This window comes from Rickettsia montanensis str. OSU 85-930 (assembly GCF_000284175.1).
Classification (GTDB): Bacteria; Pseudomonadota; Alphaproteobacteria; order Rickettsiales; family Rickettsiaceae; genus Rickettsia; species Rickettsia rickettsii.
In genome coordinates this window covers 569,320-582,674 of sequence record NC_017043.1, presented here as the reverse complement: position 1 = coordinate 582,674, position 13,355 = coordinate 569,320, and the positions used below count along the sequence as shown (strand labels likewise).

The window sequence follows — 13,355 nt, the reverse complement described above, 5'->3', positions numbered from 1 at the left end:
TTGATACATCATTATCCCCACATCTGATTAATGTCGGTAATTTCAATTGAGCCTTTATTACGGAAATATATTAGTAATATTGCAAGCCCGATTGAGGTTTCAGCAGCTGCTACGGTTAAGATTATAATACTAAAAATTTGTCCCGATAATTCTTGCATATATACGGAAAATGCAACAAAATTTATGTTAACTGCAAGCAGCATTAACTCAATAGACATTAATATATTGATAATATTTTTGCGATGCATAAATAATCCAAACATTCCGATAGTAAACACTAAGCTGCTTAAGATTAAATAATGATTAAGCGAAATATATTCATTCATATTTAATATTCTCAACACCTTTATTTAGAATAGGCTTTGTCATTAATACGGTATTTTCTTTATTGTGACGTAGTTGTTTTGATATATCTTGACGTTTTACTCCCTCACGCTTCTTTAGTGTTAACGTAATACATGCAATCATAGCGACAAATAATATAAGGCCCGCCATTTGAAACGGTAGCATAAAGTCTGTGTAGAGCACGCCTCCTATTGCTTTAGTATTTGAGATATTATTTGTTATGGCAAACGATATATTGGAGTTGAAATTAATATTTTTAGTACCAAATAAAATAATTATTACTAAATCGGCAAACATAATCAAAGCTATAAAAATACTTAAAGCTAGATTTTCTTTTAGCTGCGTTATTGTCTTATTAAAATGCATATCTAGCATCATTATCACAAATAAGAATAATACTGCTACAGCTCCAACATAAATCACTATCAGCATCATAGCTAAAAATTCTGCTCCAAGCAAAATCATAAGCCCTGCACCGTTGATAAATGCAAAAATTAACCATAATACCGAATATACGGAACTTTTGCTTAAGACAACGCATAAGCTACTGATAGTTATTAATGTTGCAAATAAATAAAAAAATATAGGCATGGTGTTTATATAGGTTGTGTCTTATCTCTATTTTATCCTCGTAAAACTCGTTTTACAACATTAGGTTCTTTCTCAATAATCTTAAGAAGTAATTTTGCAGCTCCGGTAGGTAATCTTCTGCCTTGTTCCCAGTTTCTTAAAGTTGCAACACTCACTCCAAATGTTGTAGCAAATTGTTGTTGTGTTAATTTTAACTTATCTCTTGCTTCATGCACGTCTATATTAGATAATTTTATATCATGTTTATTTGCTTTTAATTTTCCTTTAGTGTATAAAACAGCCTCTTGCATTCCAATTAATATACTTTTGTCGGTTTGATTAGTATTTTTATTATTCATTTTTACCTCTTCCGACATATAATTTTACCAATTCTTCAGTTAGTTTTTTTGATTCATTACAACTATTATGATTAATATTTTCCATCTTACTTTTTATAAAACCGGTTATTAAAAATACCGGCATATTTTCATTGTAGTAAAAATAAATTATTCTTATACTGCCACTTTTACCTTTACTACTTAAAGCAAATCGTAACTTTCTTATACCTCCAGTACCTTTTATTATATCACCTTGGTCAGGATTAGCAGCAATTAATGTATTATTTCAAAGCATTCTTTTTCATTTGGATTATTCTTAGCGAATTTTTGAAACTCTGGAAGCTCAACAACTGAAATCAGTTTTTTACTCATAATAATTATACGCCATTGGCGTAGGAAAATCAATAAATAATTTTTGTTTAGTATCATGGATACCGTGGTAATACCACGGTATGACAGGGTGCAAATTGGCTACACCAACAAAGCATTAGAAGAAAATTTCTGGATCATCGGAATAAATAAGCTTTCTAGTTCTTTGCGTATTTCTTCCTTGTTTTCTACTTTTTGACCTTCTTTACTTAAAGTTAGCTCGCCTTTTTCTACATGACCAAGTACAGCCTCAATGATTGCTTTTTTATCATGTTTACCATCCATATATCTAAGTGCAAACTTCTCAAAGAAATTAACGCAGATCAGTTCATGTTTTAAATTTGTAACCCACATAGAAGGTGTATGGGTTGCTTGATGTATCACCATTTTTGTTGTTTTAGGCTTATCAAGCTCAGGGTTATTTCGATGCTTCTGATTTGTAATACTAATATAACCTTGTAGTACTAGCTTCATTGCATTATTTAAAAGCTCAGCTTTGATTTCGTTTAATTTAGTATTATGTAGCTTTTTATTAGCTTCAGTGGTTATTTTCTCAAAGCTTAACGGATTATTTAGATTTTCGCTGAAAGTGTATAAAATAGCTTTCATATAAGGCGAACTAGTTGTTAAGTTAGAGTCTTTATTGCCGTTTAAGAAGAATTTTAAATTTTCAGAAGCATTATTAAGATCTACTTCTTTGAGTGGTTTTTCAGGTACTATATTAAAGATTATATTAAATTTCGTTATATCATCATTGTTAATATTTCTATTAATTTTCACATCACTATGACATAGTAAAGTGGTTCTAAAACGACGATTCGTAATGAAATCCATATATTGTTCGGTTCTAACTATATCGTTTACCGCTTTTAACTGCTCTACTACTTTCGGCGGCATATTACCGAGATACATAGTCGAAAGATTACAATCGGCTAAATATTGTAAATTGTGCTTTCTTGCTTCATTCATAAATTCATGGAAGTAGAATTGAGCATTTTCTTCTTCTAGATGATCATGACGTAAATAATGATCGGTTTGTTTAGCAAGTAGCCCTGCTTCGGTTTTTAATGCTTCTGCATAAGGAGTTTTAGAGTTTTCTAAACTATCCTTAACAAATTCTAGTAACAATCTAGATTGAGCTATTCTATCCCGTACATTTGCAAATGAGCTAGAATGATACATCATCATATCTCTAATAGTACGGACCATATTCCAGCCAGGGAGGGTATTATAGCTAATATATGCTATTCCGTTTGGACTAAGATTTTTATTACAAACTTCAAAAATTTTATCTCTAACGGTTTTTGGTACCCAAGAAATTACGCCATGGCAAATTATATAATCAAACTTACCGAAAGAATCGTCAATATCGGTTATCGAACAATGATGGAACTCTATATTTTTTAATCCTAGTGCTTTAACATTTTTATTTGCTTCGTCAATTTGTACCTTAGACAAATCAACACCAACAAAATGAGCTTTTGGATAAAGAACTGCATGTGGTATTAAATTACCGCCTGCTGCACAACCAAGCTCTAATATTTTTGCATTCTCGACTTCAGGAGCATTGACACCGAAAAGAGTTGCCAGTGTACTTAAGTGATAAGGATGTGTAAGAGCATATGGGTAGCTTTCATACGGTACTTCATCATAAGTGTTATGACCTGAAACCGCACCGTTAACAACGGACTGTACGGAATGTGTTTTTTTTGCCATCTTATCATGACCGTTAGGGGTAGAAGAAGAGTTAGTAGCTTTTGGAGACATATTTTTTCCTTACATAGTTGAATTATTCGTGTCATCCCGCGGCTTGACCGCGGGATGACATTGTAGCTTTCATATAAATATTTCACAAAATTATTAAAATGGCAATCTACAAGTAAATCCTACGCCAAATTCTCCAACGGCTGTAGTTTTTTTGATAGGATTTGCTGGCATGAATTGCCCCGTTTTCATATCAAGCGTATCATAATTAATTCTTGCTCTATATGCCGTTTGTAATTTTGCAGTTGCATCAATACTTAAATTTGAAGTTACATCTTGTGAAATTCCAAGACCTACTTGTCAAGCAACACAATTTTTATGAGTTTTTCTTACTTTAAAATAATCGCTATTTATAACACTTCACCTAGAAGAGGTAGGCTTAACTTTTACTTGTGCTATTCCACCTCCAAGTATTACAAAGATTTTTTAAAAATTATTTCGGTATTTGAGTGTTTATGTCGGAATTTACTAACGACCGGTTCAACTATTCCGCCTTCTGCTCCTATATGGAACCCTGTTTCTTTTGCGAAAGCAATGTTATTAAAAATGATGATAGTAATAAAAAATAATTTTAGTAATTTAGTCATTATAATTGCTTAAAAAATAAAAAAATATTATATACCCCCTTTATTAATGGTCAATCATATTTTCCCTAATTATGGAAGCAATTATACCAAATAGTAATAAAGTAATAGTTACAGTGAACACAACATATGCCGGAATCACTATATAATGATGAATAAATATTTTAAAGCCGATAAATATTAAAATTAAAGCCAAAGAATATTTTATATAACTGAAACGTTCTACAATTCCTGCTAAACAAAAGAATAACGCTCTAAGCCCTAAAATAGCAAAAATATTTGAAGTATAAATTATATAAACATCATTAGTAATTGCGAATATTGCCGGTATACTATCTATAGCAAAGACTAAATCTATTGCTTCTATCAGTACTAGAGATATAAAAAGGGGGGTACAATATAGTTTGTTATTACGTTTAACAACAAATTTATCCACTTCAAGGTTAGGGGTAATATTTAGATTTTTTATTATTGACTTGTAAATATAAGAATTCTGTACATCAAAAGTTTTATGTGATACATAGAAAGTTTTTATACCTGTAGCAATAAGTATTACGGCAAAAATATATAATAACCAGGCAAATTTATTTATAAGAATAATACCGCCGTAAATCATTACGGCTCTGAATATTATTACGCCTATTATACCGAAAAATAAAACACGGTGTTGATATTGCCCGGGAATTTTAAAAAATTGGAACATAATAGAGATAACAAAAATATTATCAAGTGACATAGCTTTCTCAATGAGAAAGCAAGTATAATATTCACGAGCATGATCTGCCCCCGTATTATAGTAAACATAGATACCGAATAAACAAGCTATTACAAGATAGAAAAGACTAAAAAGTACGCTTTCTTTAAAGCTCATTATGGTATTTTTTTTGTGTATTATTCCCAAATCGAGAATCAGTAAAGCAGCGATTACCGTATAAAAAATAATCCAACTCATTTATTTATCTCTTCATTTTATATTGCATGTGGAAATGTAGTCCTCCACCAAACATAACTCTTAGCTGGAATCTTATAGTATTTTCTCCTTGTTTTAAATGACGCTTTATATCAATCGGTAAATTTTTAGCTTGTAATGCTTGACCTTGGTCATTTCCATCGTTACAGTACCTTTTCTCATCTAGAGAATCAACGTTAGTAGGGAGGCTAAGTAACTTTGTGCCGTTGACATATATTAATGTGCAATCATCATACCATAAATCTTTTATTGCAAAATACTCAATATCGTCCATTGTTGCATCTAAAGTTACTTTGAATTCTACAGTATGCAATATTGTATTGTCCGGTTTATTTTCTGCAGCTATAAATGCTCCATCCTGTGGAAATGCCATAATGCTCCCCTGTGGTACCGGTTTTTTGTTTAAGATATAGTCACCTATTCTAGTTACCGGATTATAAGGGGTCTCAGGTAATTGGTCTGATGGAAAGTCGTTATAACTAACTTTTATAGGTAATCCTTTAGATTCTCTACAGCCGACATTTTGGCCTAAAGGTTCAAACTCGACAACCTTTCTATCAAAATATGATAAACAATGGCGTTCTAAAGGTTTATTAGGATCAATAGGTATCCAATTTGTTGGGCATTTTCCTTTTGCAAGTTCTCCTATATCGCTTTCAGGCCATTCTGCATTACCATGATTGTTACCGGAAGGAGCTTTCTCTGTGCTAGGAATTTTAGCACAAGTAGGTACTAATATAGGAGCACAAAGATTTAGCTCTTGCCAAGTTTTATCTCTTACATCCTCAGTCTCAGCTTTATATGTCGGTTCAGGAGGAGTATTTTGATCTCCTTTTGTATATGTCACTGTATAATATTTTGAAGAATCTACCGGTACTAATATTGGTCCTATGTTAGGTTTCGGCTCGATTCTATCTGTATAATCCCTACTTAAAACACATATTGGAGTATTAGCCTTATCGTTATTGGTATAGCATTTACTCGGAATCTTATTTATATTGCAAGTATAAATTGTAATACCTCTTCCTGGACCTGACACTGTTTCTTCTAGAGTACAGCGCGTTAGATCTGTATCTTTTTTACATAAGCCAAGATTTGGATATTTAACGTTATATTTATTTTTAAAATCTTTACAATTTATAGTATCGTTGTTGTTGAGCTTAGCAAGTACACAATTTGTCGAGTCATTATTGTAACCGGGCATAGGTGATCCATCAGGTAAAGTAGGACGCAGCATAGGGTTACAATGTTGGAAATTTTTCGGCATCAAGCAGGCATGCGTTCCACCTTGGATATATTTACCGTTTATATATTCTAAATATTTTAAATATACCGCACTTGAGTCAGGATTTCCATTACTATCATAAGGTTCTTTATCGTCTTTATATTTACCGTGAATAGTCAACTGATTTAGAGCATTCTCTCCTGAAAACGGCATAGCAATATATTTATCTTCCTTTGGATCTTTAGGTATAAACGCAACGGAAGAACTATACTTATAACCGGCAAGCATTACTATGCTTTCTGTGTCAGTGGGGTTGGGAGGTGGAGGTCCGGCGTATGCTAACGGCGTTACAAGAGTGCTTGTTTCATCTATGATCTTGTCGCCTTCTCTTACTTGTACTGACGCAATGAATTGCGGTTTATAATAAGCATCGTTGGGATTGCTATTATTAGTACAGGTAATTCCGGCATATTGCTTTGCACATTCATAAGTAGCTAAGCTGTAAGAATGATTTACTCTCGGTACGCAATCTATTAAATTACCGGACTCAAATAAGCAAATATTATTAGGATTTTGCTTATCGTCTTCGGTATTACTAATAGAGACATAAAGCTTTCTATCTTTACCGTTATTGTCTTTTAAGGTGACATCTGTCTTTATAGGCATTAAGCTAGTTGTATCTTGCCTTTGTACCTCAGGAAATTTTACGCTTACATCCTTAAATTCGCCGATATTAACTCCCCACACTTTTTGACAGGTAGTTGAATTAGAACTTGGACAGTCCGGTATATCGCTTATGTAGTAATCGCTGGGTGTTTCTACATTTCCAATTTTCTGCGAATATACTATTCTAAATCCCTCATTACAACCGTTAGCCGTAACACTACATGGCGTAGAAATTTCTGTATTAATACATGGAGTGTCGCCTGAAGTATTCTTACACGATTTAATTAAATCTTTAAAAGCCGTATTAGTATGAGTAATTTTTGCTGAAGAAAAATCTATATTACGTGGTTCTACACAAGTTTTGAGGTCAGAGTGAGAACTCGTGCAAAGCGGAACAAGATTGCTAAAGCTAACACGTATGGTATTATTAACAATATTGTTTTTAACATTAATATTAGATGGCACTACACAAGCCGGATTAGTAGAAGATTGGTCAAACTTGCCGCTTGCATCTTTTATGCTACATACATTATTAGCACTCGCATTAATGCTAATATAATCTAAATTTGGACAATATGGCGGTGGAAAAGGCCCTAAAGGTAATTGTACACAACCAAAAGAATAGCTATCTACAGAACCGTTTAATGACCCAAGTGCTTCAATAATTTTTATTATTAAAGCAGGGAAAAAATTAAAAATCTCTCCTATTGCATTAAGTACTGATTGAAGTACTTTTATAAATTTTGAATCTTGATTTATCATACCAAGAAGCTGTCCTAATAAACTTGGTAAACTTACTCCTTTTATCGTTTCAACTAAAAATTTTAATACTTTTGCAATAGGGCTAAGTTCGTTAGTGTGATGAAGAGGTTGACGATTAGGATTCCAGTCCATCGGATCAAGATGTACACCGGAATCTGAAACAAGGTTAACAAGTCCAGGATCGCTATAAGCACAAAGTTTAGGAGGTTTTAAAGTAACTATTTTTCCGTCTACACCGATTATCTTATTATCAGTTTCTGTATAACCGACTTTATTGAGATGTACTCCATCGGTATAACCTGGATCTGCAGGGGAAGGTAGGGCATTTATCCCGGGAGGTAGAGGCATATCCGGTACGGCAACTCTAGCACAGACTCTAGTTAGAGGTAGACCGTAACCTGTAGGCCATAATACACATTCTCCATCCCAATTTAAAGTAGAGTTTTGGTGCCAACAAGCTACGGCATTACAGCTTTGAATTCTAATACGAATTTTTGGAGTAAAGTAACTACTATCAGGGGCTTCTTCCGCACATCTATTGAGTAAAAAACCGATAAATGTACCTGGGTAATCAAATTTTAATAAACAAGTATCATTATCGCGACCGTCGCTTTTATTCCAAGGAGGACATAATGTGCCTGGTTTAAAAGGCCCTCTTGGCTTTGCATTGATGCCTCCATCCTTATTCCAAATTTCCGTTCTCTCACTTTGACCGCAATTACATGGATCGCTAAGACAACTGGCTATATCATCCCAAATAGATGCATATACATTAAATGAGAAAAATGAAAATAAGAAAAATAGTAAATATTTTTTTAACACTTTGAGTATTCTTTATGCTCGTTGTTTTTATAGTTCATAATAAATTATTGTCATCCCACGAGCTTGTAGCGGGATCCAGTCCTTTTTAATTTTTTTTGGATCCCATAATAAATCACGGGATGACAGAGTGAAATATTAGTACGTATTTAACTCATTATATAGGTAATTAACCCAATTATCCGGAGGACCTTGGTGTTGTTCAAGTATTTTTTTATAAATATCCATTTCCTCCTGTCTGCTTGATAAAATACGGACAACTCCTATTAAAGCGGCAATACTTAATTCAGAAGCTATCGATTCATTATCCTTACTAATTAAGAACATTCTTGCAGAAAGTATTAGCTGTGATAATTTTCGTATTTCCGGCTCGCTTAAACCTAAAATTTTATCTAAATCTTCTATTTTAACGTCAGACGGTAGAATAATTTTAGTATTAATTAAATCAAGCCAAGGTTTTATAGTATATTTTGGATATGACTTAAGATAAATAAAATTGAAATTACTGACGAAAATACCGTTATTTTGAGATAAATTATTATAGATTAAATTTATATTATCATAATAAACCTCAGGTCTGTAAAGTTTATCAAAATTATCGGCAGCAAATATTTTAGGTTTTGTGCCAACTAGACTTAAATGATAAGTAAAAGCATAAATTACTGCTGCACTAATACTTTGGTGTTTCTTTAAATTATTATTAAATTGTTCTAAAAATTTTCTCTCCGTCGGGTAAAATTGTTTAGAAAATGGCTCATCAGAAAGTTTATATAAATTAAACCCTATAACTTTCCCTTCTTCAATGTTAAGAGACGATCCGTCAAATAATCCGGAATATAATTGTTCTTCGGTAAAAACTTTAAGTTTATCAAGTATTTGTATTCCTCCTTCCTCCTTAAAATCTTCTAATTTTAAAATATCGGAAAAAATACGTTTTTCTTTTTCAATTGATAAAATTTTATTTTTTAATTTCTCTAGAAAGGATATCTCTACTTCGCTAAGAGGTGAAATATAATGACCACTGATTAATTTTAAAAATTCTAAAATGAATGCTTGTGATTTTTCTGTATCATCTACTAAAAATGGATTGATAATTTGTTTGTCCGGTTCTAACCATTTGCCTTCTATTGCCTCGATAAAAATTTTAGAATCATTATTATTAGAGATATAAATTATTGTTGGATCGTATTTAGTCGATTCTGATATTAAAAAGTTCAATAATACGGTTTTGCCGGTTTTTTCCGTACCAAAGATGCAAGTATTACCTTTATTCGTTTTATCATGAAAATTCATGAAATATGGAGTACCTTTCTCGGTTCGCAGTAAAGTTATAGCCTTACCCCAAGGATTATATTGATTACCGAGTGTAGTATTATGAAGAGCGGTAAGAGAAGCAATATGCTCTAAGGATAATGGCGACATTCTACGTATAAAGGCAAAGTTAGCAGGTAATTGCGACCAAAATATTTGCTCAATATTAAGATCTTCTTTTACATGAATAATACCAAGTTTAAAAAGTTCGATTGATGCTTTAGCTACGGCTGCATCTAGTTTATTTTCATCTTCTTCTATAACGGCAATTGAAATTTGCTGATTACAAAATTGAAAATCTAAATTAGCTGCATCAAGCTTATTAATCCCTTTGTGATTAAGTAAAGTTGAGTCGTTAGTAATTTTTAGAATATAATCTTGACCACGCAATTTGGACATTACTTGTTTTTTGCTAACAAAGTAAAATATTTCAGTTATTATTAATTCCATCGGTAACTGTAAAAATTTATCCAGTGCATTAGAAGGAGTTTCGTGATATTCTTTTATAGATAGTAAAGCAGCGAATTTATTATTTTTCTCATGATCCGTAACTACCATTTTATCGCCGCTAATTGTATAAATACTTCTACCTAGTGCATCGGATAAATCTATTATAGGTACCAAACAATCATTATTATTAAGGTTAGCTATTCGATTATATAAAAATAAAGGATTAGAAAAAACATTATCATTTTCAAATATTATACCAAGTTTTTCAGCACTGAATTCGTTTAAATCGTTTAAAATATTATTAGTGATATTGTCTAATTTTTGAAAAGCTGAATCTAAGTAGTTATTTTCAAAATCAGTAATTAATTTATTAGATAAAGAATTTATTAAAGAGTTAAAATTTTTGATGTTAACTTTAGCAGAATCATGTACTATAGATATATATAAAGTATTAACGAATTTATCATTCCAATGGTTTTTTCTTTGCCATAGGGTATGAATATTTGCCGGTAATAATTTTTTGTAAGGAGTTGAATCGTCTAAGTTTTGTTTTTCTCGTATTGTATGTAGCCAAAAAGCAAAATCATAATCGGTTATATTCTTTTTTATAGAAACTCTAACCATTTCACGTAAATTTTGTATGTTACCGCTTATTTTCTCTGAGTTAATGCCGTGTATTTTGATAATTTGCAGTAATTTACCGTCTTTGGTAAGTAAAGTACTTTCATTATAATGACATGCTATAGGTATAAAATTAGGAGCATTATAATTATATATATCTTTGTCAAATTTTCGTAAATTACTAAACACAAATAACCTGAATTTAAATTATTTTAAATTATCGTTTTGTATACTCGTGCAACTTGAAAAATTGACTACGTCGTCTTTGTAAGTCCTCGGATGCTCACGTATTAAGTATAAGCTCCGCCCCTCGGCTTACAGACTCCTTGCTCTTTTCCGAGTTGAACTTCGTATAACAACTCTTCATTTCACAGGAGTATATACTAATGAACTTTGCCTGCGTGGATGCTAGAATCGTCATTGCGAGCAGCCGTAGACCTCTACTCGATGTCATTCCCGCGAAAGCTGGAATGACATAAGAGCCATGCAACAAAGCCAATTTAACAACAACTAGAAACTTTATCTTATTATTTATATTTAATAAACAATTATCCACTATAGGCAGTGATTTTTTGTAATCCTCCCATGTAATTTATCAAGACATCCGGTATAGTTATTGATCCATCTTCATTCTGATAATTTTCAAGTATTGCAACCATAGTTCTTCCGATAGGTAATCCTGAAGCATTTAAAGTATGAACTAAGGTAGTTTCGTTACTGCCGAATTCTTTATATCTTGCTTTCATTCTACGTGCTTGAAAATCTCCACAATTAGAACAGCTAGCAATTTCGCGATATTGCTTTTGTCCCGGAAGCCATACTTCTATGTCATAGGTTTTTTTTGCCGCAAATCCCATATCTCCGGTGCAAAGTAACATAACACGATAAGGAAGATTCAGTTTTTGTAAAATAGTCTCTGATGCATTAGTTATATATTCATGCTCATTTTTTGATTCTTCAGGGGTAGTAATAGACACTAGCTCAACTTTACCGAACTGATGTAATCTAATCATACCTCTTGTATCTCTACCGCTACTACCTGCTTCTGATCTAAAGCACGGGGTGTAAGCAACATAACGCATCGGTAATTTTTCTCTTGGTATAATAGTATCGGCGACTATATTTACTAAAGATACTTCTGCGGTTGGAATTAGTCTGTAACCATTTGTTGTTGCAAAAGACTCTTCGGCAAATTTAGGTAGTTGTCCTGCATTATACATAGCATTATCTCGAACTAATACCGGAGGTGATATCTCAAAGAAATCCAACTCTTTAGTATGAACATCAATCATAAAATTAATTAAAGCACGTTCTAGCTTGGCTAAATCACCTTTTAACGTTACAAATCTAGTTCCAGAAATTTTAGCAGTTTGTTCAAAATCCATTAAATTTAATTTTATACCTAGTTCAAAATGCTGTTTATTCAAAGCATTTGGATTTGTCTCTCCGTAAGTACGAACTAATTTATTCATACTTTCATCCATTCCGTAAGGTACTTCTTCGTCCGGAATATTAGGAAACATATTTAATAGTTCATTTAATTCGTTATTATTATTTAGATCCTGTTCAAGTGCTTCCAACTTCTCATTTATATGTTTGACATCTCTTTGTAACCCTTCAAACTCTTCGCCGCTTTTAGAGGCCATATTACCTAAAATCTTTGATTTTACCTTACGTGCATGCTGAAATTCTTGAATTAAACTCGTAATTTTTCTTTTCTCTCCGTCGAGCATAGCAATTTTACTAGACATAGGTTCAATAAATCTTTGGCTAAGCTTTTCATCGAACAATTCTTGATTTTCTCTAATCCATTTGATACTTAACATTTAGTGTCCTCGGTTTTTCTATAAAATTACATATCATTATTGAAGTTTCATATAATAAAAGTAGCGGCATTGCAAGAGCAAACTGGCTTAAAATGTCAGGAGGCGTTAATATTCCTGCAATAATAAAGTTAATTACCACGGCAATGCGTCTTTTTTGCTTAAGTGTTTGTACCTTAACTATTTTTAGTATATTTAATATCATTATCACAACTGGTAATTGAAAAGCAACTCCAAAAGCAATAATTAAATGAATAACTAAATTTAGATACTCGCTAATTCTTGCTTCCAAAACTATCGGTACTATCATATCACGTTTTTCAAAACTAAGAAAAAAATTCCAAGCTTTCGGCATTACAAAGTAAAAAACAAAAATACTACCGCACCAAAATAAAATAGGCGACATAAAAAGAATAAAAGCGATAATTTTTTTTTCATGGCAGTGTAACCCGGGACTAATAAATAAATAACACTCCAAAGCAATTATAGGTATAATAATAGTAAAAGCAGTAAAAGCTGCAAGTTTAATATAGGTAAAAAATGCTTCTGTAAGCCCTGTATAAATTATATTTCGTACCGTATCACCGCTTAGCTTAGCAAGCGGTTTTAATAAAACACTATAAATATTGTCGCTAAAATAATAGCAAATAGCAAATATAATTATAAAAGCAGTAAATATTCTAAGAAGTCTTATTTTTAATTCTAATAAATGTTCTTGAAAACTATATAGTTTCATAA

At 32.0% G+C, this 13,355-nt stretch carries 11 protein-coding genes and 1 pseudogene; all 12 read right to left on the bottom strand.

Annotation, left to right across the window (positions count from 1 at the left end):
* Positions 1-11: 11 nt before the first annotated feature.
* Positions 12-326 (bottom strand): NADH-quinone oxidoreductase subunit NuoK, encoded by a 315-nt coding sequence (gene nuoK, locus MCI_RS03205; RefSeq protein ID WP_012151334.1) that lies wholly within the window; start codon positions 324-326, stop codon positions 12-14.
* On the bottom strand, positions 319-936 hold the full coding sequence (locus MCI_RS03200) for an NADH-quinone oxidoreductase subunit J (protein WP_014409632.1): 618 nt from the start codon (positions 934-936) through the stop codon (positions 319-321). The genes nuoK and MCI_RS03200 overlap by 8 nt, the downstream gene beginning before the upstream one ends.
* Before the next feature lie 32 nt (positions 937-968).
* Complete coding sequence (locus MCI_RS03195) at positions 969-1,274, bottom strand: helix-turn-helix domain-containing protein (RefSeq protein ID WP_041404196.1); 306 nt, start codon at positions 1,272-1,274, stop codon at positions 969-971.
* A complete protein-coding gene (locus tag MCI_RS09715) occupies positions 1,267-1,425 on the bottom strand; it encodes a hypothetical protein (RefSeq protein ID WP_232202754.1) in 159 nt (52 codons plus the stop codon). Before MCI_RS09715 ends, MCI_RS03195 begins: the two co-directional genes overlap by 8 nt.
* Positions 1,426-1,724: 299 nt before the next feature.
* Positions 1,725-3,389, bottom strand: a complete 1,665-nt coding sequence (locus MCI_RS03185) for a class I SAM-dependent methyltransferase (protein ID WP_014409631.1) — start codon at positions 3,387-3,389, stop codon at positions 1,725-1,727.
* 93 nt (positions 3,390-3,482) lie between these two features.
* Positions 3,483-3,973, bottom strand: a pseudogene (locus MCI_RS07605) (hypothetical protein).
* A gap of 43 nt (positions 3,974-4,016) precedes the next feature.
* Positions 4,017-4,922, bottom strand: a complete 906-nt coding sequence (locus MCI_RS03180; RefSeq protein WP_014409629.1) for a TerC/Alx family metal homeostasis membrane protein — start codon at positions 4,920-4,922, stop codon at positions 4,017-4,019.
* 4 nt (positions 4,923-4,926) lie between these two features.
* Positions 4,927-8,415 (bottom strand): hypothetical protein, encoded by a 3,489-nt coding sequence (locus MCI_RS03175; protein ID WP_014409628.1) that lies wholly within the window; start codon positions 8,413-8,415, stop codon positions 4,927-4,929.
* Positions 8,416-8,550: 135 nt separating this feature from the next.
* Positions 8,551-10,983 carry a VirB4 family type IV secretion/conjugal transfer ATPase gene (locus MCI_RS03170; protein WP_014409627.1) on the bottom strand — a complete coding sequence of 811 codons (2,433 nt, stop codon included), beginning with the start codon at positions 10,981-10,983 and terminating at the stop codon, positions 8,551-8,553.
* 94 nt (positions 10,984-11,077) lie between these two features.
* The gene (locus MCI_RS10490; protein WP_014409626.1) at positions 11,078-11,293 is read right to left on the bottom strand and encodes a palindromic element RPE5 domain-containing protein; all 216 of its coding nucleotides are present in this window, start codon (positions 11,291-11,293) and stop codon (positions 11,078-11,080) included.
* A 49-nt stretch (positions 11,294-11,342) separates the two neighbouring features.
* Positions 11,343-12,620: a serine--tRNA ligase gene (gene serS, locus MCI_RS03165; RefSeq protein WP_014409625.1), complete on the bottom strand. Its 1,278-nt coding sequence runs from the start codon at positions 12,618-12,620 to the stop codon at positions 11,343-11,345.
* Positions 12,598-13,353, bottom strand: coding sequence for a twin-arginine translocase subunit TatC (tatC, locus tag MCI_RS03160; RefSeq protein WP_014409624.1), 756 nt, complete (start codon positions 13,351-13,353; stop codon positions 12,598-12,600). The genes serS and tatC overlap by 23 nt, the downstream gene beginning before the upstream one ends.
* Positions 13,354-13,355 lie beyond the last annotated feature (2 nt).

Bases quoted from the DNA above. Each gene is read 5' to 3' on its own strand.
- serS (WP_014409625.1), bottom strand. From the start codon at position 12,620: ATGTTAAGTATCAAATGGATTAGAGAAAATCAAGAATTGTTCGATGAA.
- nuoK (WP_012151334.1), bottom strand. From the start codon at position 326: ATGAATGAATATATTTCGCTTAATCATTATTTAATCTTAAGCAGCTTA.
- MCI_RS03185 (WP_014409631.1), bottom strand. From the start codon at position 3,389: ATGTCTCCAAAAGCTACTAACTCTTCTTCTACCCCTAACGGTCATGAT.
- MCI_RS03180 (WP_014409629.1), bottom strand. From the start codon at position 4,922: ATGAGTTGGATTATTTTTTATACGGTAATCGCTGCTTTACTGATTCTC.
- tatC (WP_014409624.1), bottom strand. From the start codon at position 13,353: ATGAAACTATATAGTTTTCAAGAACATTTATTAGAATTAAAAATAAGA.
- MCI_RS03195 (WP_041404196.1), bottom strand. From the start codon at position 1,274: ATGAATAATAAAAATACTAATCAAACCGACAAAAGTATATTAATTGGA.
- MCI_RS03200 (WP_014409632.1), bottom strand. From the start codon at position 936: ATGCCTATATTTTTTTATTTATTTGCAACATTAATAACTATCAGTAGC.